General features: G+C 70.5%; 17 protein-coding genes. 6 read left to right on the top strand and 11 right to left on the bottom strand.

What is annotated here, in order from left to right:
- Position 1 precedes the first annotated feature (1 nt).
- Both AWC03_RS00750 and AWC03_RS00755 read left to right on the top strand, forming a co-directional pair.
- Positions 2-3064: a type I polyketide synthase gene (locus tag AWC03_RS00750; protein ID WP_085238611.1), complete on the top strand. Its 3063-nt coding sequence runs from the start codon at positions 2-4 to the stop codon at positions 3062-3064.
- Positions 3065-3188: 124 nt separating this feature from the next.
- Entirely contained in the window at positions 3189-4250 is a 1062-nt protein-coding gene (locus AWC03_RS00755; RefSeq protein WP_085238612.1) for a type III polyketide synthase, read from the top strand.
- A gap of 4 nt (positions 4251-4254) precedes the next feature.
- Here AWC03_RS00755 and AWC03_RS00760 read toward each other — a convergent pair whose 3' ends face one another.
- The 9 genes from AWC03_RS00760 to AWC03_RS00800 all read right to left on the bottom strand — a co-directional run bounded on the left by AWC03_RS00760 (position 4255) and on the right by AWC03_RS00800 (position 14461).
- Positions 4255-5007 (bottom strand): SGNH/GDSL hydrolase family protein, encoded by a 753-nt coding sequence (locus AWC03_RS00760; RefSeq protein ID WP_158089935.1) that lies wholly within the window; start codon positions 5005-5007, stop codon positions 4255-4257.
- 7 nt (positions 5008-5014) lie between these two features.
- Positions 5015-6784: an ABC-F family ATP-binding cassette domain-containing protein gene (locus AWC03_RS00765; RefSeq protein WP_085238614.1), complete on the bottom strand. Its 1770-nt coding sequence runs from the start codon at positions 6782-6784 to the stop codon at positions 5015-5017.
- Positions 6785-6803: 19 nt separating this feature from the next.
- A complete protein-coding gene (locus AWC03_RS00770; RefSeq protein ID WP_085238615.1) occupies positions 6804-7532 on the bottom strand; it encodes a PAS and ANTAR domain-containing protein in 729 nt (242 codons plus the stop codon).
- A 75-nt stretch (positions 7533-7607) separates the two neighbouring features.
- Positions 7608-8714, bottom strand: a complete 1107-nt coding sequence (locus AWC03_RS00775) for an enolase C-terminal domain-like protein (RefSeq protein ID WP_085238693.1) — start codon at positions 8712-8714, stop codon at positions 7608-7610.
- Complete coding sequence (locus AWC03_RS00780; RefSeq protein WP_085238616.1) at positions 8711-9727, bottom strand: SDR family oxidoreductase; 1017 nt, start codon at positions 9725-9727, stop codon at positions 8711-8713. Before AWC03_RS00780 ends, AWC03_RS00775 begins: the two co-directional genes overlap by 4 nt.
- A gap of 19 nt (positions 9728-9746) precedes the next feature.
- Positions 9747-11534, bottom strand: a complete 1788-nt coding sequence (locus AWC03_RS00785; protein WP_085238617.1) for a glycoside hydrolase family 15 protein — start codon at positions 11532-11534, stop codon at positions 9747-9749.
- Complete coding sequence (locus tag AWC03_RS00790; RefSeq protein ID WP_085238618.1) at positions 11527-13230, bottom strand: GMC family oxidoreductase; 1704 nt, start codon at positions 13228-13230, stop codon at positions 11527-11529. Before AWC03_RS00790 ends, AWC03_RS00785 begins: the two co-directional genes overlap by 8 nt.
- Entirely contained in the window at positions 13230-13976 is a 747-nt protein-coding gene (locus AWC03_RS00795; RefSeq protein ID WP_085238619.1) for a gluconate 2-dehydrogenase subunit 3 family protein, read from the bottom strand. The genes AWC03_RS00790 and AWC03_RS00795 overlap by 1 nt, the downstream gene beginning before the upstream one ends.
- Before the next feature lie 5 nt (positions 13977-13981).
- A complete protein-coding gene (locus AWC03_RS00800) occupies positions 13982-14461 on the bottom strand; it encodes a hypothetical protein (RefSeq protein WP_085238620.1) in 480 nt (159 codons plus the stop codon).
- 375 nt (positions 14462-14836) lie between these two features.
- Between AWC03_RS00800 and AWC03_RS00805 the strand changes: the two genes are divergently transcribed.
- Positions 14837-16270, top strand: coding sequence for an HNH endonuclease signature motif containing protein (locus tag AWC03_RS00805; RefSeq protein ID WP_085238621.1), 1434 nt, complete (start codon positions 14837-14839; stop codon positions 16268-16270).
- Here the strand turns inward: AWC03_RS00805 and AWC03_RS00810 are convergent, their stop codons facing one another.
- Complete coding sequence (locus AWC03_RS00810) at positions 16271-16957, bottom strand: MspA family porin (protein WP_085238694.1); 687 nt, start codon at positions 16955-16957, stop codon at positions 16271-16273.
- 240 nt (positions 16958-17197) lie between these two features.
- Here AWC03_RS00810 and AWC03_RS00815 point away from each other — a divergent pair, with 240 nt between their 5' ends.
- The 3 genes from AWC03_RS00815 to AWC03_RS00825 all read left to right on the top strand — a co-directional run bounded on the left by AWC03_RS00815 (position 17198) and on the right by AWC03_RS00825 (position 20738).
- Positions 17198-17443 (top strand): hypothetical protein, encoded by a 246-nt coding sequence (locus AWC03_RS00815; protein ID WP_141659238.1) that lies wholly within the window; start codon positions 17198-17200, stop codon positions 17441-17443.
- A gap of 99 nt (positions 17444-17542) precedes the next feature.
- Positions 17543-20530 carry an acyl-CoA synthetase gene (locus AWC03_RS00820; RefSeq protein WP_085238623.1) on the top strand — a complete coding sequence of 996 codons (2988 nt, stop codon included), beginning with the start codon at positions 17543-17545 and terminating at the stop codon, positions 20528-20530.
- Positions 20523-20738 carry a Trm112 family protein gene (locus AWC03_RS00825; protein ID WP_085238624.1) on the top strand — a complete coding sequence of 72 codons (216 nt, stop codon included), beginning with the start codon at positions 20523-20525 and terminating at the stop codon, positions 20736-20738. Before AWC03_RS00820 ends, AWC03_RS00825 begins: the two co-directional genes overlap by 8 nt.
- Here AWC03_RS00825 and AWC03_RS00830 read toward each other — a convergent pair.
- Positions 20704-21327, bottom strand: a complete 624-nt coding sequence (locus tag AWC03_RS00830) for a TetR/AcrR family transcriptional regulator (protein WP_085238625.1) — start codon at positions 21325-21327, stop codon at positions 20704-20706. The genes AWC03_RS00825 and AWC03_RS00830 overlap by 35 nt on opposite strands.
- Positions 21328-21380 lie beyond the last annotated feature (53 nt).

The following is a 21380-nucleotide window of genomic DNA, read 5'->3' on the forward strand; positions in this document are numbered from 1 at the left end:
CATGACCGACGTCGCGATCATCGGTCTCGCGTGCCGATTTCCCGGCGCGGAGAACCCGCGCGACCTCTGGGGTGTGCTCCGCGACGGGCGGGAGGCGGCGCGGCTGCCCGGCGACGTCGCGGAGTTCGACGCCGATTTCTTCCATCTCTCCCCGCGTGAGGCGGGCGCGATGGATCCCCGCCAGCGGCTGGCCCTCGAATTGGCCTGGGAAGCCTTCGAAGACGCGTTCGTGGTGGCGGAAAACGTGCGAGGCGAGTCGGTTGCGGTGTACGTCGGGGCGATGGCCGACGACTACGCGGTCCTCACGCTGCGCGACCTGGCCGACAACCTCGACCACCACTCGTTCGCCGGCATCAGCCGGGGGATGATCGCCAACAGGGTGTCCTATGCCCTGGGGTTGCGCGGGCCCAGCATGACCGTCGACTCCGGGCAATCGTCGTCGCTGACCGCCGTGCACCTCGCGTGCGAGAGCCTGCGTTCGGGCGAGTCGGCGCTGGCGCTCGCCGGCGGCGTCCACCTCAACCTGGCCGACGAAACGGCAATGTTGGAGCGCGAATTCGGCGCGCTGTCGACCTCGGGTCACACCTACGCGTTCGATCGGCGCGCGGACGGCTACGTCCGTGGCGAGGGCGGCGGACTGGTGCTGCTCAAGCCGTTGCCGGCGGCCCTGCGGGACGGGGACCGCATCCACGCGGTGATCCGGGGCAGCGCCGTGGGCAATGCGGGGCACAGCGCCGCGGGTCAGACGGTGCCCTCGGTCTCCGCCGAGGCCGACGTGATCCGCCGCGCGCTTGCCGCCGCCGGCCTGGGCGGCGGCGACATCGACTATGTCGAGGCGCACGGCACCGGCACGAAGGTCGGCGACGCGGCGGAGGCGCAGGCGCTGGGTGAGGTGTTCGGCGGGCGCGCGCGCCCGGTGAACGTGGGCTCGGTGAAGACCAACATCGGGCACGCCGGGGCCGCCGCGGGCATCGCGGGCCTGCTCAAGGCCGTGCTCGCCGTGCGGCATTCGGTGATTCCGCCGAGCCTCAACCACGCCGGCCCCGACCCCGAGCTCGATCGCCTCGGGCTGCGGGTCAACACCGACGCCCTGCCGTGGCCGGCGGCCGAGCGTCCGCGCCGTGCCGGGGTGTCGTCGTTCGGCATGGGCGGCACGAACGCGCACGTCGTCGTGGAAGAGGCTCCCGCGCAACCGGATACACCCGCCGACGCGCCCGACGGGCCGGTTGCGTGGGTGCTCTCGGCGCGCTCCGCGCAGGCCCTGGCCAACCAGGCGCGGCGACTCGCGGCGTGGGTGGCCGACTCGGAGCTGACCGCGCCCGACGTGGCGTGGTCGTTGGTGACCACGCGTTCGGTGTTCGACCATCGGGCGGTGCTGGTGGGCCGCGATCGCGAGGCGCTGACCCGCGACCTGGCCGGCGTGGCGGCCGGCGAGGCGGCCCCGGGGCTGGTGGTCGGCCACGCCGGGCCGGCGGCCAAGACGGCCTTCGTGTTCCCGGGCCAGGGTTCGCAATCGCCGGGGATGGGTCGCCGGCTGCATGACCGATTTCCGGCGTTCGCCCGCGCGTTCGACGAGGCCGCCGCGGCGATGGACGCCCACCTGCGGGTGCCGTTGCGCGAGGTGATGTGGGGCGACGACGCGGAGTCGTTGCGGGACACCGGATTCGCCCAGCCGGCGTTGTTCGTGCTCGAGGTCGCCCTGGCCGCGCTGTGGCGGTCCTGGGGTGTGATACCCGATGTGGTGCTGGGCCACTCGGTGGGGGAGATCGCGGCGGCGTGTGTGGCGGGGGCGTTGTCGCTGGATGACGCGGCGCGCATCGTGGCGGCGCGCGGAGAATTGATGGCCCGGCTGCCGGCGGGCGGGGTGATGGTGGCGGTGGACGCCGGCGAGGCGGAGGTGACCCCGATGCTGGGCGCGGACGTCAGCATCGCGGCGGTCAACGCTCCGAACGCGGTGGTGCTGTCCGGTGAGCGCGCCGCGGTGGGGGCGGTGGCGGACCGCCTGGCGGACACCGGCCGTCGGACGCACCGATTGGCGGTCTCGCACGCCTTTCATTCGCCGTTGATGGAACCGATGCTCGACGAGTTCGCGCATCGGATCTCCGGCATCCAACCGCGCCAGCCCCGAATTTGCCTGATCTCCAACGTGTCCGGCGAGCCCGCCGGCCCCGGGTACGGATCCGCGCGATACTGGGTCGAGCATGTGCGCCGGCCGGTGCGGTTCCTCGACGGCGTGCGCGCCGCCGAGGCTCTGGGGGTGACGGCGTTCGCCGAGATGGGCCCGGGCGGTGGGCTGAGCCCGGCGGTGGACCAGTCCCTGACCACCCAGCGGCCGATCTCGGTGGTGACCATGCCCAAGGACGGTCCCGAGGTCGGGTCGCTGCTGTACGCGGCCGGCCGGCTGTTCACCGCCGGTGTGGAGGTACGCTGGCCGGTCGTGCTGGCCGCCCCCGGGACCCGCCGGGTTGACCTGCCGACGTACGGCTTTGCGCGGCAACGATTCTGGCTGGGGGATGCGCGGGATGCGGTGCCCGCCAAGGCGAGCCGGTCGCCGGACCTGGCCGAGCGGTTGCACGCCCTGGCGCCCGCGGACCGGCGGAGGCGGCTGGTCGAGCTGGTCTGCGAGCACGTCGCCGCCGTCTCGGGACACCCGGACGGCAGCGCCATCGACCGCGACCGCGCCTTCGCCGACCTCGGGTTCGATTCGATGACCGGCGTCGAACTGCGCAACCGGCTGACGACGGCGACCGGCCTGGCTCTGTCGCGGACCCTGATCTTCGACTATCCCACCCCCGCGGCGCTGGCCGATCACCTGCGGCAGCAACTGTTCCGCGGGGAGGACGACCGATCCGACGAGGACAAACTGTGGTCGTCGCTGCGCAGCATCCCCGTCGCCGAGCTCCGCAGGACCGGATTGCTCGACAAGCTCCTGCTGCTCGCCGGCGGACCGGAAAGCGTTGCCGCCGAACCGGTGATCACCGGCGATGAGATCGATTCCCTGACCCCCGACGCGTTGATCGCGATGGCGCTCAACGCGGGTGACGACGAGAGCGACGGACGATGAAACCCCAAAGCAATGACACACACGTCGAATACGTCAAACTTTTGCCGGGATGTCGCGAACCGCATAAGCTTCGGGGATCGGTGAAAGTCCCATTCGAGCTGGGATGCAAGCAAGAGGGTTGGGCATGAGCGTCATTGCGGGTGTGTTCGCAGTATTGCCGCCGCATCGCTACAGCCAGGCCGAAATCACCGACCAGCTCGTCGAATTGCCCGCCCTCAAGGAGCACGAGGCGGTCGTCCGGCGGCTGCACGCCGCCGCCAAGGTCAACTGCCGCCACCTCGTCCTGCCGCTGGAGCGCTACCCGTCGCTCACCGATTTCGGTGAGGCCAACGAGATCTTCATCGAGCACGCCGTCGAGCTCGGCTGCCAGGCGCTGCTGGGCGCGCTCGACGAGGCCGATCTGCGACCCCAGGACATCGACATGATCGCCACCACCACGGTGACCGGCGTGGCGGTGCCGTCGCTCGACGCGCGGATCGCCGGGCGGCTTGGGCTGCGCCCGGACGTGCGCCGGGTGCCGCTGTTCGGGCTGGGCTGCGCGGCCGGGGCGGCCGGTGTGGGCCGGCTGCACGACTATCTGCGCGGGGCGCCGGACGGCGTCGCGGCCCTGGTCTCGGTCGAGCTGTGTTCGCTCACCTTCCCTGCGGTCAAGCCCACGGTGTCGGGCCTGGTCGGCACCGCCATGTTCGGCGACGGGGCCGCCGCCGTGGTCGCCGTCGGCGACCGTCGCGCCGACCGGTCGACCCCCGGCGGGCCCGACATCGTCGACTCCCGCAGCCGCCTGTATCGGGATTCGCTGCACGTCATGGCCTGGAACGTCAGCCCGGCCGGGCTGCACCTGGTGATGTCCCCGGAGCTGACCGACTTCATCGACCGCTACCTGCCCGGCGACGTCAGCCGATTCCTGGGCGCCCACGGCCTGACCAAGGACGACATCGGCGCCTGGGTGGCGCATCCCGGCGGCCCCAAGGTCATCAACGCGATCGCCAACAGCCTCGAGCTGCCGCCCGATGCCCTCGAGCTGACCTGGCGCTCGCTGGGTGAGATCGCGAACTTGTCGTCGGCCTCGGTGCTGCACATCCTGCGTGACACCATCGCCAAGCCGCCGCCCGGCGGAGGCCCCGGGCTGATGCTCGCGATGGGCCCGGGGTTCAGCTCCGAGCTCGTGCTGTTGCGCTGGCGCTAGCCGGTCAGCCCGCCGCCGGCGAGTCCAGGAAGCCTTGAACGGCCTCGGTGAGGATGCGGCCGCCGCGGGTGTTCAGGTGGATGCCGTCGATGTGGAACTCCCATCCGTTCATCCGTGAGATGTCATCGAAGCTGCGGCGCAGCACCGCCTCCCGGATCAGATAGTCGCGGTAGAACGACCGGAACGAGAACCGGGTGAACGGCTTGGCGGTCTGCGCGCGGACCAATTGGTCCTGGAACGCTTCGAAGAAGGCGATGTAGTCCGTGCCCTCCCGCGCCGCCACCGCCCGGATCGCGACGTTGTAGGCGGCGCACTCGTCGTTCAGGCGAGCCTGGACGGCGTGCGTCGACTGCGGGTCTTCCCCCACGGGCGCGAGGGAACTCAGCGCGATCCTGGCGTCGGTCTCCAGCCGCAACCGGCGCGTGATGAGTTCGAGGTTCTCTTCGAACCGCCGCGCGGTCGGCTCGGCGGGCAGCCCCTTCCACACTCGCACCACCCGGCGGAAGTTGGGGAAGACGCCGGCCAGCATGTCGTTGGTGCCGATCAGGACGATCACCCGGTCGGGCCGGACGGCGGTCACGCGGCGCAGCCGCCGGATCGTGTGGAAGGACAGGTCGCCGCCCACGCCGAAGTTCACGAACCGGAATCGCTTGTTGCGCGGCCGATTCTGCAGTTCGTCGATCCAGCGGTAGGTTCCCTTGGACGCGGTGGTGCTGGAACCGACGCAGGCCACGGTTTCGGTGGGGCCGCAAGTCACAGTCGCATTATTCGAGGATCTCCGACAGCTCCAGCCACCGGCCCTCCGTCGAGGCGACCTCGTCGTCCAGGGCCCGCAACTCCCCGGTGAGCCGCGCGATGCCGACATGGTCGGCCTGGTCGTGCTCGGCCAGCTCGCGGTGTTTGTCGGCGATCTGGTCGGCCAGGCGCGCGAGCCGGCGGTCGAGGCCGGCCAGCTCTTTTTCCGCGGCCCGCCGTTCGGCTCCCGACATCCCCGCCGTCTCGGGCCGTGCCGGCTGGGCGCCGGCGCCGGCCTTCGGCGCGGCCAGCCGCAGGTACTCGTCGATGCCGCCGGGCAGGTGGCGCAACCGGCCGTCGAGAATGGCGTACTGCTGGTCGGTGACCCGCTCGAGCAGGTAGCGGTCGTGCGAGACGACGATCAGGGTGCCCGCCCACGAGTCGAGCAGGTCCTCCATCGCGGTCAGCATGTCGGTGTCGACGTCGTTGGTGGGCTCGTCCAGCAGCAGCACGTTGGGCTCGGACAGCAGCGTGAGCATCAGCTGCAGCCGCCGCCGTTGCCCGCCGGAGAGTTCGCCGATCCGGGCGGACAGCTGGCCGCGACCGAAGCCGAGCCGCTCGAGCAGCTGCGCCGGCGTCACCTCCCGGCCCTCGACCTCGTACCCGCCGCGCAGCCCGCCCAGCACGTCGGCGATCCGGTCGTCGGTGAGCCCGGCCAGGGCGTCGCCCTGTTGGTCCAGCACGGCCAGCCGCACGGTCTTGCCGCGCTTGACCCGCCCGGTGTCCGGCTTGACGGTTCCGGCGATCAGCCCCAGCAGCGTCGACTTGCCGGCGCCGTTGGCCCCGACGATGCCGGTGCGTTCCCCCGGGGCGATCCGCCACTCGATGTCGCGCAGCACCGGGTGGCCGTCAAATTCGACCGACACGTCGAGCAGGTCGATGACGTCCTTGCCCAGCCTGGCCGTCGCCAGCTTGGCCAGCTCGACGGTGTTGCGCAGCGGCGGCACGTCGGCGATCAGCTGGTTGGCCGCCTCGATGCGGAACTTGGGCTTCGAGGTGCGGGCCGGCGCGCCGCGACGCAGCCACGCCAGCTCCTTGCGCATCAGGTTCTGCCGCTTGGCCTCGGTGGCGGCGGCCATCCGGTCGCGCTCGACGCGCTGCAGCACGTACGCCGCGTAGCCGCCCTCGAACGGCTCCACGATGCCGTCGTGCACCTCCCACGTCGTGGTGGCGACCTCGTCGAGGAACCAGCGGTCGTGCGTCACCAGCAACAGCCCGCCGGTGTTGCGCGCCCAGCGCTGTTTCAGGTGCTCGGCCAGCCAGGTGATGCCCTCGATGTCCAGATGGTTGGTCGGTTCGTCGAGGGCGATCACGTCCCACTCGCCGACCAGCAACTCCGCCAGCTGGACCCGGCGGCGCTGGCCACCGCTGAGCGTGGCTATCGTTGCGTCCCAGGCGATGTCGGACACCAGGCCGGCGACCACGTCGCGGACCCGCGCGTCGCCGGCCCACTGGTGTTCGGCCGCCTCGCCCACCAGCGTCCAGCCCACCGTGCGGTCCGGTTTCAGGGTGTCCGCCTGGCTGAGCGCGCCGACCCGCAGGCCGCTGCGGCGGGTCACGCGGCCGGAGTCGGGTTGCAGCTGGCCCGTCAGCAGCCGGAGCAGGCTCGACTTGCCGTCGCCGTTGCGCCCGACGATGCCGATGCGCGCGCCGTCGTTCACGCCCAACGTGACCGAGTCGAAGACCAGCTGGGTCGGGTATTCGAGGCGGATGGCCTCGGCCCCCAATAGGTGCGCCACCGGCCCGACCCTACTGCCGCTACTGGAGGGTCAGCAGTGCCCGGTCGATTTGGCTCTGGGTCTCCGCCGACGCCTCGCTGGCAAGGGCGTCCAGGAAGCGGCCGGCGAGGTCGCGCAGTTTCAGGTTGGTCTCCTGGGAGCGCCACACCAAAATGTCGAACGCCCGCTCCGCGGAGATGCCGTAGGCGGCCATCAGCACGCCCTTGGCCTGTTCGATCCGGGCGCGGGCGTCGGCCACCGCCGACAGCACGTTGTTGATGTCGGTCTGCAGCGAGTCGGTGACGTCGACGTAGAACCCCGACGCTCCGATCAGGTTGCCGTCGTCATCGAGCATCCGGTCGCCCGCGACGACGACGCAGTGCGTGCGCCCGCCGGTGTCGATGATGCGGTGGCGGCTGCTGAACGGCTTGCCCCGCATCACCCGGTCCAGGACGGCGTCGACGCGTTCGCGGTCCTCGGGGTGCTTGTGCTTGAGCAGCAGTTCCGTGGTGGGCTGCACCTGGCCGGGCCGGTAACCGTGCATCCGGGCGACCGCGGCCGACCACTCCCAGCGGTGGCCGTCGAGGAAGAACCGGAACCGGCCGACGTTCTGCGGCTCGCCCAGGCCCAGGACCAGGTCGACCGCGTTCAGGTCCTGTTGGTCGACGGCGTCGGACATGAACGCCTCGCACGCGGAGGCCGCCGCGTCGTCATCGGGGCGGTTCCCGTCGCGCCCCCGCACTGCTTCGTCCTCGAAGTTCACGGTCATCGGTCGCTGTCCTTCAGATCCGTAACTATGTCCTCCGCATATCAATGCCCATTTTTGCGCGAGTCCATTCATGGATCAGGCTTTCCGATACGGTTCCGCGTCGGCGCGTTTGAATTCGAGGCCCAGCCCCGGCCGGCGCAGATCCGGCCGCAGCGCGCCGCACTCGGGGGACAGCGCGCCGTCGAACACCATGTGCTCGATGCGGTGGTGATCGTGGAAGTACTCCAGGTGGCGCAGGTTGGGGATGGTGCTCGCCACGTGGGCGTGCAGGTTGGGGGCGCAGTGCCCGGACACGTCGACGTTGTGGGCGGCGGCCACGGCGGCGGCCCGCAGCCAGTCGGTGATGCCGCCGCAGCGGGTGACGTCGATTTGCAGGCAGTCGACCGCCCCGGCGGCGAGCATCCGGTTGAAGTAGGCCAGGTCGTAGCCGTATTCGCCGGCCGCGACGTCGGGCGTCACCTGGTCGCGGACTTCCCGTAACCCGTCCAGGTCGTCGGACGAGACGGGCTCTTCGAACCAGGTGACGTCGTGGTCGGCCATGGCGTGGGCCACCCGGATCGCCTGCTTGCGGCGGTAGGCGCCGTTGGCGTCGACATAGAGCTCGACGTCCGGCCCGATCACCCTGCGGGACAGCGCGATTCGATCGAGGTCGCGGCGCTCGTCGGATCCCCACGACTCGCCGATCTTGATCTTGACGCGCGGGATCTTCCACTCGTCCACCCAGCGTTCGAGCTGGGCGCGAGTCTGACGCTCGTCATAGGTGGTGAACCCGCCGCTGCCGTAGATCGGGACCGCGTCGTGCGCCATGCCGAGCAGCCGGCACACCGGCAGGTCCAGCAGCTTGCCCTTGAGGTCCCACAGGGCGGTGTCGACCGCCGAGATGGCGCACGACACCAGCCCCGGCCGCCCGTTGTTGCGCATCGCCCGGACCATCGCCTGCCACCGGCCGGTGATGTCCAGGGCGCCGTGTCCGGTGAGGGTGCCGGCCAGCGGACCGTTGATCAGGTCCGCGCACGCGCCGTCGGCGTAGGTGTAGCCGATCCCGCGCCGCCCGTCCGCGGCAACCTCGGCCAGCACCAGCGTGGTCGACGACCACGGCAGGGTGCCGTCGGCCTCGGGTGCGTCGGTGGGGATTTCGTAGGCCTGGGCGGTGACGTCGTCGATGCGTGCGTCGACGCTCATCGGGCCCACCGGCGCGCGGCGAGCCACCCGCCCAGTCCCGCCGCACCGAGCGCGCCGGCGCCGCTGAGCATCGCGTGCTGCGACGCCCACAGTTGCGGGCTCAGCATGTGGGATTTGTCGTCGAACCCGCCGTGGGCGCCGTGGTCGCTGCCCGGCTCCTCGTCGAGCGGCTGCCACAGGTTGTGCGGGCGACCGGCGCTGACCTGCTCCTCGGTCTGCTGCGAGTCGTACCCGGTGCGGCCCAGGTAGCGGTCCAGCAGCGGCGCCACGAACTTCTGCGCCAGCAGCGTCACCGCGGTGCTGTCACCGACCCAATATTGTTTGCGACCAGGATGATCCGCGGCGTACAGGACGCCGCGGGCGGCGACCTCGGGCTGGTAGATCGGCGGCACCGGTTGGGGGTGGCGCGGCAGCCGGGACAGTACCCAGGAGAACTGCGGGGTGTTGACGGCGGGCATCTGGGCCACGGTGACCCGCACGTTCGAGCCCTCGTGCAGCAGTTCGCAGCGCAGCGATTCGGTGAAGCCGTTGATGGCGTGCTTGGCGCCGCAGTACGCCGACTGCAGCGGGATGGATCGCTGGCTGAGCGCGGAACCGACTTGCACGATGGTGCCGCGGTCGCGCGGCCGCATCTTGGCCAGCGCCGCCATGGTGCCGTGCACGTACCCGAGGTAGGACACCTCGGTCACGCGTCTGAACTCCTCGGCGCTGATCTCGTGGAACGGCGCGAACACGGAGGTGAACGCGACGTTGACCCAGACGTCGATGGGGCCGAAGGCCGCCTCGGTCTCGTCGGCGGCGGCGACGACGGCCGCGTGGTCGGCGACGTCGGTGGGAATGGTCAGCGCCTTGCCGCCACCGGCTTCGACGTCGCGGGCGGCGCCCTCGAGGCCCGCGGATCCGCGGGCGAGCAGGGCGACGTTCGCCCCGCGCTGACCGAACAGCTGGGCGGTGGCGCGGCCGATGCCGGCGCTCGCTCCGGTGATCACAACTGTTTGTGGGGTCGGTGTCATCGCTGGAATCTCCTCTCGTTCAGTCATGGTGGGCGTCGTCGGCGAGGGTGGCCGTGCATTCCAGCATCAGCGCGTGCGCGAAGGCCTGGGGGAGGTTGCCGCGCAGCTGGCGCTGCCTGATGTCGTATTCCTCGCAGAACAATCCGGGGGGCCCGCACGCGGCGCGGTTGCGTTCGAACCAGCGCATCGCGCAATGGGCGTGCCCCAGTTGGTGTTCGGCGAGCGCCATCATGAATCCGCAGAGCAGGAAGGCGCCCTCGGCGTCGCCGAGGTCACGCTCGTCGTGCCGGAAGCGGTAGACGAACCCGTCGTTGCTGAGCTGCCTGCGGACCGCATCCAGCGTGGCCCGGGTGCGCGGGTCGTCGGCGGGTATGGCCCCGCGCACGGGAGGCAGCAGCAGCGAGGCGTCCACCCCGGGCAGCCGCGGGCTGCGTTGCCAGTAGCCCTGCGGGTGCAGGCTGCCGGCGGCGGTGTCGGCCAGGATCGCGTCGGCGAGCGAGGCGCTGGCAGTCACCTCGGGGCCGCCGCCCGCCACCTTGGCGATGGCGCGCAGCCCCGCCACACACGCCAGCCGGGACTGCGTCCAATGCTCGTTCTCGGTCTCCCAGATCCCCGCATCCGGCTCGCGCCAACGCTTTTCGATCGCCCCGATGGCGGCCTGCGCGGCGCGCCAGCCCTCGACGTCGAGCCGGCCGGCGTTGCCTGCGCACGCCAGCAGCTGCAGCGCCTCGCCGAAGACGTCGAGCTGGAACTGCTGGTTGACCCAATTGCCCACCTTGTCGGTGCCGCCGGGGTAGCCGGGCAGGTCCAGGGTTTCCTCGCTGGGCACGGTGCCGCCGGTGACGGTGTAGGCCGGCTTGAGGTCCGGCCCGTGTTCCAGCAGCCGGGCGCCCACGAATTCGACCGCGCGGTCCAGCAATTCGGTCGCGCCGACGGTCGCGGCGGCGATGCCGGCGTAGACCTGATCCCGGATCCACGCGTAGCGGTAGTCGTAGTTCTGGTTGGTGTGCGCGCGCTCGGGCAGGCTCATCGTGGCGGCGGCGACCATGCCGCCGCCGCTGCTGGTCAGCCCGCGCAGCACCGCGTAGGAGTGGCGCGCGTCGCGCGGCGCGATGGTGCCGTTCAGCTCGGGCATGCTGCGGTGCCACGCGGCCTCGGTTGCGTCCCAGGTGATGTGGGGGTCGGGCGGCTGGTCGGGGAGCGCGCGTTCGGAGAGCTCCAGGACGAAGTCGTGCTGACCGCCCTCGTCGACGGTGACCTCGCAGGCGAGCAGGTCGCCGTGGCCGTGCGCCGCTTTGACGGCGCGCGCGTCGCAGCCGCCGCGCCAGCGCCACCGCAACCGTCCCGACGTCCCGCTCCAGACCCCGTCGTCGACGCTCAGGTCGCCGGCGCCGTGCCGGCCGAACGCGGCGCTCGGCTGCAGTAGCAGGCGCACCCGGGTGGTCCCGCGGCAACCCATCAGCCGGCGCAGCAACACCACCCGGTCGGGATCGCCGGGGAAGGCCAGCGCCTCGCGGCATTCCACGATGCCGTCGCGGGTGATCCAGCGATTGCGCCAGATCAGGGTGCCGGGCTCGTAATAGCCGCCCCACACGTGCCGGACATCGGTCGGGGTGACCGCGTAAACCCCGTCGCCGCCAATGAGATTGGAGAACACGGCGTCGGAGTCCCACCGCGGCGCGCACAGCCACGCGACGTCACCCTGGGGGCCGATGAGGGCGCCCCGCTCGCCGTCGGCGAGCAGCGCGTACTCGCGCAGCACCCGCGGCGAGAAGGTCGCCTCGACATCGATCCTGCGGTCAGACACGGACCCCCGCCTTTGCCGGCCGGCTCGCCGAGGCTTCCCTGCCGATCTTGCCCGTCGCCATCCGTTCGGCCAGCCGCGAGGCCAACGCCATGATCGTCAGCGCCGGGTTCGCCGAGCCCTGCGTCGGGCACACCGAGCCGTCGGTGAGGAACAGGTTCGGCACGCCCCACACCCGGTGATCGGAGTCGACCACGGAGTTGTCCGGGCGGGTGCCCATCCGGGCGCCTCCGATCAGGTGGGCGAAACGTTGGATGGTCAGCACGTCCTGGGCGCCGGCGGCGTGCAGGATGTCGCCGATCACCTTGGTGGAGTAGGACATGTTGGCCTTGTCGTTGTCGCACAGCGTGTAGTCGAACCGGGCGACCGGGATGCCGTACGGATCCGTCTCCTGGGCGAGGGTGACCCGGTTGTCCGGCAGCGGCAACAGTTCGTTGAGCACGCCGATGGTCGCCCAGTGGTTGTAGTCGCGCATGTACTCCCGCAATGGCCGGCCCCAATGCCCGTCGGCGAGCACGTGTTCGGCCCAACCGATGGGCAGCGGCGAGACGGTCTGGATGGAGAAGCCGCGGGCGAACCCGCGCGACGGGTCCGTCTCGTAGAACTGTTCCGAGGACACCTCCGGGGGTGGGGCCTTGTACATCCTGACCTCGTCCGACCACCGGCCCGCCGACTGCGTGGCGCCCTGCACCATCACGTAGCGGCCGACCTGATCGTCGTTGTTGCCCAACCCGTTCGGGAAGCGCTCGCTGACGGAGTTGAGCAGCAGCCTGGGCGTTTCGATCGAGTAGCCGGCGATGGCAACGGCTTTCGCCCGCTGCAAGCGTTCGCTGCCGCCCGTCTCGTCGTAATACACGACCCCCCGCGCGGCGCCGGTCTCGTCGAGCTCGACGCGCGCCGCCATGCAGTTGGCGCGGATCTCCACCGCGTGGGCCAACGCGTCGGGCAGGTGCGTGACGTACGGGCTGGCTTTGGCGTTGACCTTGCAGCCCTGCAGGCAGTAGCCGCGGTAGATGCAGTGCGGGCGGTTGCCGAAGGTGCCGTTGACGATGCCGACGGGCCCGACCCGCATGTCGATGCCGAGTTGCATCGCGCCCCGCCACAGCTTGGCAGCCGCGCCCGAGATCGGGTGCGGGGAAAAGGAATACCGGTGCGGGTAGCCCCACGGCCAGTTCTGCCCGGCCACCGGCAACTCGAGCTCGATCCGCTCGTAGTGCGGGCGGACGTCCTCGTAGCGGATCGGCCAGTCCGCCCCGACACCGTCGACGGTGTAGGTGTGAAAGTCGCTGGGATGAAACCGCGGCGTGTAGCCGGCGTAGTGGACCATCGAGCCGCCCACGCCTCGCCCGGAGTTGTTCTTGCCCAGCTCGATCGGGTCTTCACCGCCGATGATGCGCTTTTGCGTCCAGTACAGGGGGTGCGAACCCGCCTCGTCGGACACCCAGTCCTCGTCGGGGTGCCAGAACGGCCCCGCCTCGAGGATGACGACCCGCCAGCCGGCCCGCGCCAGGCGCTGGGCGAGCACCGACCCGCCGGCGCCGGCGCCGACGACCACCAGGTCGACCTCGTCGTCGTCGCCGTAGCGCTGCATCGTCTTCTCGCCGGGCAGGTCACGCGAGTGCACGTCGAGCAGGAACCGCGATTCGTTGTCCTTGGGCCCGACGGCTCCCTTGAGCAGTCCGCGGAGTCGGTCGCCCATCACAGCTCGCCCCGTTGCACCACGCGGACCGGGTCCTCCTCCGTGGCGCCCCTCGTCTCGTATGGTTCGCGCGCCGCGGCGTCCCCGGTGGCGCCGCCCAGGCGCATGAACCCGCGCGGGTAGGCCGGGCCGCCGAACCCGATCTCGTTCCACGCCCAGGGGTGGGAGTAGAACCCGGACAACACCATTCGCATGCACACCGACCATGCGCGTTTGACGTTCAGGCGCTCCCAGGCGCCGCCGTCCAGGTCGCCCTGGCAGAACTGGTCGACGATCGCCTCGCGGGTGCCGGGGTCCGCGTTGGCGAACGAGGCCTTGCCGTAGCGGCTGGACGCGGTCTCGTTCAACGCCCGCAGCACCAGCCGCCACGTGTCGCGGTCGTCGGGCATGTCGGCGTACTGGTAGCCGTCGAGCCGGCCGTCGGCGAGCTTGGAGTCGACCGACTCGGGCACAGGTACCCGCGGCTCGGCGTCCTGGGCGAGCACGGTGTCGCAGAACGCGCGCAGGCAGGGCTCCTCCTCGGTGGTGAAGAACCGCAGCGGCCCGGGCGGCTCCAGCCTCGCCAGCACCACCTTCTTGGTGGCCTCGTCCCAGGTGTCAACCGTCTCCAGCACGTCGTAATCCGGGTAGCGCCCGATCATTTGGGGCGTGGTCCCGCGGCGTTGTCTGGGCAGCCAGGACGGGTGCGGGGGTTGGCGATCCGCTCGCAGGTTGGGCAGGTGGTCGGGGCGGGTGGTGTCTGCCATCGCGCTCAGCCCCGGAACCGCTCGCGCCGCAGGATCGAGGCCAGCAGCCCCATCCCGCCGACCATGCACATCAGCCCCGGCGCCGCGATGGGCGGGCCCATGGGCACGTTGTAGGACGCGTTCTTCCATCCGCCCGGCTTGCGGGCCACCCCGCGGGCGTGCAGGTACTCGCCCATGAGGCCGTTGGCGGTGTAGATGCCGGCCGTGATCGGCAGCCACAGTTTGGCCCAGCGCCGGGAGAACACCCCGCCGACTCCGGCCACCACCACCGGCGGGGTGACCACGATCGGGCTCCACATCCACTTGTTGCCGAAGCTCGCCTTGTAGTGCTCGAAATAGATCTCGGCCGTGGTGACCAGGGCCGCCATGGCCGTCAGCCCGGACAGCGAGCGTTCGAAGCGGCCGTGCGCGACGTCGTACAGGGCCCGCTCGCCCAACTGCATCGCCTCGCTCTTGCGTCGTCCGCCGTTGCCTAACAACAACATTTGATTTGCCTTCCTGGCTCGTGGGCTCGTGGGCTCGTTGGTTGTTCCGGGTTAGGGGATGACGCGAGCGAGCGGACGCCCGCCCACCGAGACCGACGCCATCGCGTCACGGTCCGCGGCCGATAGACCCATGCGTCACCTCATTTCTGGACTGAAAACACGCTCAGGCAGCCATGCCGCGATGACGACTCGCGATGGCTGCCCAGAGAACTGGTGAGCGCCCAGCTGTGTGTTTCAACCGAGGTGGTCCCGACGGCGCGCCGTGACCGAAGCGCATTCGGTGCGTACCCGGTTTGGATAGGTGCAAACCGTCCGCGATCGGCCGGTTGACGCCGGTTCCCGCACGTGTCAGACCCCCCACCTAGTATCGAAACTATGTTCGAATACGCCGACGCTTCGCGGTCGACGCCGGAGTCGGCCGCGCTGCTGACCCGGGTGCGCGAGGCGGGGCGCGCGGAGGCGCGGGCCGCCGCGGAACGCCTTGTGGCAGTGGGTGACTTGCTGGTGCTGCGGTGCCGCGATTCGGGGGAGCGGGCGGACTGGGCGGCCGATGCGTGGGAGGCGGCTGCCGCGCAAGTCGGCGCGGCGCTGGGATGCAGCCTGGCGATGGCGCACACCTACCTGCGTTATGCGATGGCGATGCGCGAGCGGCTACCGGAGGTCGGTAACGCGTTCCGGGCGGGCGAGATCGACTATCGCTCTTTTCAGACGGTCGTCTACCGCACCGATCTGATCACCGACCCGGACGTCATGGCGCGCGTGGACGCCAGGTTGGCGGCGTTGCTGTCGCGGCGCCCGTCGTTGACCCGGAGCGGGCTGAGCGCTGCCGTGGATCGAGTGGTGGCCCTGGTGGATGCCGACGCGGTGCGCCGGGCCAAGGAGGCGGTCGCCGATCGGTTCGTCGATGTGCAAGACAACGAGTCGGGGACGGCCTGGCTGACCGGAAGCCTGCTCGGCGCCGACGGGCATGCGCTGGATCGGCGGCTCGAGGAAATGGCGCGCAGCGTGTGTGCCGCCGACCCGCGCACCCCCCGGCAGCGGCGGGCCGATGCACTGGGCGCGCTGGCCGCCGGCGCGGATCGGTTGAGGTGCCTGTGCGGAACGCCCGAGTGCACCGGCGGCGGACACACCCCGAGCAATGTGGTGATCCATGTCGTGGCCGAGCAGGCGACGGTCGCCGGCCGCGGAGCGTCCCCGGGTGCGCTGCCCGGCATCGACGGACTCATCCCGGCCGAGGTGATCGCCGAGCTCGCCCGCTCGGCCAAACTGGTCCCGCTGAGCATCCCCACCGAGCCCGAACCGCGCTACACCCCCTCGGCCCGGCTGGCCGACTTCGTGCGCTGCCGGGACCTGACCTGTCGGGCGCCGGGGTGTGACCGGCCTGCCGCCGACTGCGACATCGACCACACGATCCCGTACGCCGAGGGCGGCTTGACGCATCCGTCCAACCTGAAATGTCTTTGCCGCCAACATCATCTGCTGAAAACGTTCTGGGGCTGGCACGACGAACAGCTGCCCGACGGAACCGTCATCTGGCGGCTGCCCGACGGCCACAGCTACGTCACCACACCCGGCAGCGCGTTGCTGTTCCCCGGCTTGTGCGCGCCCACCGGCGACGTGCCCGCCCCGACACCGCGCGAGCGCAGCGGTGAACGTACCGCGCGGATGCCGCGGCGGACCCGCACCCGCGCCCAGCACCGCGCCCGACGCATCGCCACCGAACGCCACCGCAACCGCCGAGCCCGGCTGGCGGCTCAAACCGCCCAAACCGGCCCGGCACCACCGGACGACGAACCCCCGCCGTTCTGATCAGACGGTCTTGGTGACGCCGACGTAGGAAAGCACGACGTCGGATTCGTCGGTCATCTGGGTCAGCGTCGCGTAGGACCGGATGAAGGACTGGCCCACGCACCCGTCGATCTTGACGTGGAAGCCGGTGACGATGACCCGGGGATTCGCGCCCTTGAAGTCCTTCCTGGCAACCGGTACGACGACTACGACGCCGGGCTTGAGGCCCACGGTGACCACCCCGTTCAGCGGGACGGTGACCAACGGCACGGCTATGGGCGTACCGGCCCCCAGGCCCGCGATGCCAATGCCCGGGCTGACGCCGGCGCTGCCCGCGATCGTGACGCCGTTGGATGTGCTCATGTCGATCCCGCAGCCGATCTCGTAACCCACCTCGAGGAGCCCGCGGGGCTGTTCGAGCCCGTCCAGCGAACCGAAGAACGTTCCCCGGGTGAGGTATTCGCGAGACGAGACCGCGGTCGTCAACGGCGCTATGGGGACTAGCGACTCGTCCTTCGCGCCCAGGGTCAGGTTCCAGCCCTCCGGCGTCGTGTAGGTCACCGGATCGGACGAGGGCACCTGCCCCTCGTCGGGCGCCGCCACGGTCGCCGCCGCGTTTTCGGCGTCCGGATCGGCGGCCGTCGGAGGCGCCGAGATCACCGACAAGGCGACGCACAACGCGACGATCGCACCGCGACGGACGACCACGGGTACCGGCCACACGTGCGACACCGTACGTACCGCCCGAGCGCCGACGCGAAATTTGCTTGCCGGCCCGCCGAAGTCGTTGTGCGTTCGTAACCGTTATGGGATACGGGCCAGGGAGTCCTTGAGTGGGCCGGGTCGCGCTCACCGGAACGGGCCGGAATTCCCGCCTCCACCTCGTTTGCCGGGCCGGTAGAATCGTTGTCCTGGACAACCGTCCCGGGAGCGGCAGAGAGGGAGACGATGAGAAGTCACATCCGCGCTCTCGGACTGCTCGCCGCGGCGGCTGCCGCCATGGCCATCTTGGGCGGCACCGGCGTGGCGCACGCGGATTCCGACCCGGCGGGTCCACCGGGGCCGGGCATCATCAATCAACTCATCACGTCGACTCCGGCGCTGGCTCCCGACCCGGCCGACGAAGACGGTCCGGCGGTGGGCTCGAACGCCGTCGGGATGTATTGCGAGAACCGATTCGCGCGGTGTCATTAGCCGCACGGCCGACCACCTTCGAGCAAATAGCCTGGCCAGAACCGCGGACCCCGCTGATGTGCCATGATGTCGGAGCTGTCAAGACATAGGGGAGCGGCCGTGGATCTCAACTTGTCGATCGTCACGCGACCGGTGGAGCGCCTGATAGCTACGGCGCAGAACGGGCTGGAGGTCGTCCGGCTGGGGGGCCTGGAAACGGGTAGCGTGCCGTCGCCGTCGCAAATCGTCGAGAGCGTGACGATGTACAAGCTGCGGCGTTATTTTCCGCCCGACAACCGGCCGGACAAGCCGCCGGTGGGTCCGCCGGTGCTGATGGTGCACCCGATGATGATGTCGGCGGACATGTGGGACGTCACCCGTGAGGACGGCGCGGTCGGCATCCTGCACGCCAACGGGCTCGACCCCTGGGTCATCGACTTCGGCGAACCCGACAAGGTCGAAGGCGGCATGCGCCGCACCCTGGCCGACCACATCGTCGCGCTCAGCCAGGCCATCGACACCGTCAAGGACGTCACCGGCAGCGACATCCATCTGGTCGGCTACTCCCAGGGCGGCATGTGGTGCTACCAGGTCGCCGCCTACCGGCGGTCGAAGAGCCTGGCCAGCATCGTCACCTTCGGCTCGCCGGTGGACACCCTGGCCGCCCTGCCGATGGGCATCCCGCCGAACTTCGCGGCGCCGGCCGCCAACTTCATGGCCGACCACGTCTTCAGCCGGCTGGCCATCCCCAGCTGGATGGCGCGCACCGGCTTCCAGATGCTCGACCCGCTCAAGACCGCCAAGGCCCGCATCGACTTCGTCCGTCAGCTGCACGACCGGGAGGCCCTGCTGCCGCGCGAACAGCAGCGCAGATTCCTCGAACGCGAGGGCTGGATCGCCTGGTCCGGCCCGGCGATCTCCGAACTGCTCAAACAGTTCATCGCCCACAACCGGATGATGACTGGCGGCTTCGCCGTCAACGGCCAGATGGTCACCCTCACCGACATCACCTGCCCGGTGCTGGCCTTCGTCGGCGAGGTGGACGACATCGGGCAGCCGGCGTCGGTGCGCGGCATCAGGCGCGCGGCACCGGACGCCGAAGTCTACGAAAAGCTCATCCGCACAGGTCATTTCGGCTTGGTGGTCGGATCCAAGGCGGCGCAGCAGAGTTGGCCGACGGTCGCCGAATGGGTGAAGTGGCTCTCCACCGGCGGCGACAAACCCGATGGCATCGACCTGATGGCCGACCAGCCCGAGAAGCACACCGACAGCGGTGTCGCGTTGAGCTCCCGTGTCGCACACGGCATCGGGGAGGTGTCCGAGGCGGCGCTGGGCGTGGTGCGCGGCGCGGCCAACACGGTGGTCGCGGCCAACAAGTCGATGCGCACCCTGGCCGTCGAAACGGCCCGCACGCTGCCGCGCCTGGTCCGGCTGGGGCAGATCAACGACCACACCCGCATCTCGCTGGGCCGCATCATCGACGAGCAGGCGCACGACGCCCCGCAGGGCGAATTCCTGCTGTTCGACGGTCGCGTGCACACCTACGAGGCCGTCAACCGGCGCGTCAACAACGTCGTCCGGGGCCTGATCGAGGTCGGGGTGCGCCAGGGCGACCGGGTGGGCGTCCTGATGGAGACGCGGCCCAGCGCGCTGGTCGCCATCGCCGCGCTGTCCCGGCTCGGCGCCGTCGCCGTCGTGATGCGACCCGACGCCGACCTGGCCGCGTCGGTCCGGCTCGGCGGAGTGACCGAGCTGCTGACCGACCCCACCAACCTGGAGTCGGTGCTGTCGTCGGACCGCCAGGGGTTGCAACAGGTGCTGGTGCTGGGCGGCGGTGAGGCTCGGGATCTGCACCTGCCCGACGACAGCGACGTCATCGACATGGAACAGATCGACCCGGACGCCGTCGAACTGCCGGGGTGGTACCGGCCTAATCCCGGACTCGCCCGGGACCTGGCATTCATCGCGTTCAGCGCGGCCGGCGGCGAACTGGTGGCCAAGCAGATCACCAACTACCGCTGGGCGGTGTCGGCGTTCGGGACCGCCTCGACGGCCGCACTGGACCGCCGGGACACCGTCTACTGCCTGACCCCGCTGCACCACGAGTCGGCGCTGCTGGTGAGCCTGGGCGGCGCGGTCGTCGGCGGCACCCGCATCGCGCTCTCCCGCGGCCTGGACTGCGACCGGTTCGTCCAAGAGGTGCGGCAGTACGGGGTCACGGTGGTGTCCTACACCTGGGCCATGCTCCGCGAGATCGTCGACGATCCCGCGTTCGTGCTGCACGGCAACCACCCGGTGCGGTTGTTCATCGGTTCGGGCATGCCGACCGGGTTGTGGGAGCGGGTCGTCGACGCCTTCGCGCCCGCCCACGTCGTCGAGTTCTTCGCCACCACCGACGGACAAGCGGTGCTGGCCAACGTCTCCGGCGCCAAGGTCGGCAGCAAGGGCCGCCCGCTGCCGGGCGCCGGGCGCATCGAGCTGGGCGCCTACGACGTCGACCACGACCTGATCCTGGAGAACGACCGCGGCTTCGTCCAGGTCGCCGAGCCGAAACAGGTCGGGGTGCTGCTCGCCGCGTCCAACGGTCCCATCGACCCGACCGCGTCGGTCAAGCGGGGCGTCTTCGCCGCCGGCGACACCTGGATCTCGACCGAGTACCTGTTCTACCGCGACGACGACGGCGACTACTGGCTGGCGGGCCGGCGGGGCTCGGTGGTGCACACCGCGCGCGGCCCCGTCTTCGACGAACCGGTCACCAACGTGCTCGGCTGCGTCAACGGCGTCGATCTCGCGGTGACCTACAACGTGCCGATGGGTGACCGCCAGGTCGCGGTCTCGGCGGTGACGCTGCTGCCGGGGGCCAGCATCACCGCGGCCGACCTCACCGACGCCCTGGCGAAGATCCCCATCGGCGTCGGCCCCGACATCGTCCACGTGTGTCCGGCGATGACATTGAGCGCGACCTACCGTCCGACCGTCAGCGCGCTGCGCGCGGCGGGCATTCCGAAGCCGGGCCGCCAGGTCTGGTACTTCGACGCCGAGGGCAGCTTCTTCCGGAAGCTGACCCCCGGCGTGCGATCCGAACTGATTGGGCGCGAACATGATTGACGATTCACTGCTCGCCATCCTGGTGTGCCCGGCCGACCGGGGCCCGTTGCTGCTCATCGACGACGAGCTGCTGTACAACCCGCGGCTGCGGCGCGCCTACCGGATCGAGGACGGCATCCCGGTGCTGCTCGTCGACGAGGCCCGCGACGTCGACGACGACGAGCACGCCCGGCTCATGGCACGAGCCCGTCCGGCAGATCCCCGGTGAGGTAGCGCTGCAGGTTCGGCGCGATGGTCTCCGCGACCTGCTGGGCCGGCAGCGACGCGAACGGCTCCAGCTGCAGGATGTAGCGGGCCATCACGACGCCGACCAACTGCGACGCGACGAACTGGACGCGGATGACCCCGCTTCCGGGCGGATGGTCAACGCGCGGGCCGACTTCCACCGCGATCACATCCTCGATGAACGTGCGGAACAGGTTGATCTCCGAGCCGGCCAGGATGGACCGCAGCGTGGCGATGAACCCCGTGCCCAGGTCGGAATCCCACAGCGGCAACAACATCGACGGCAGCCGGTAGCCGACTTCCTCGATCGGCACGTCGCGCAGCGGGCCGATGATGTCCATGGGGTCGATCGGGATGTGGACGGCCGCGGCGAACAGCTTCTCCTTGGTGCCGAAGTAGTGATGCACCAGCGCCGAATCGACGCCGGCCGCCGCCGCGACCGCGCGGATCGAGGTGTTGCGAATGCCATTGCGCGCAAAGAGTTCTCTAGCGCTTGTCAGGATTCGGTTGCGGGTGTCGGAGCTGCCGGCGGGCCGCCCGGGTCGCCGGCGCCCCGCGCGTGCGATCGCCACTAGGACCCTCCGTGGCGACCCGCCACGCCCGGCTCCGCCGCGCTTGCGATCGC

The sequence above is a fragment of the Mycobacterium europaeum genome, from assembly GCF_002102155.1.
GTDB classification, from domain to species: domain Bacteria; phylum Actinomycetota; class Actinomycetes; order Mycobacteriales; family Mycobacteriaceae; genus Mycobacterium; species Mycobacterium europaeum.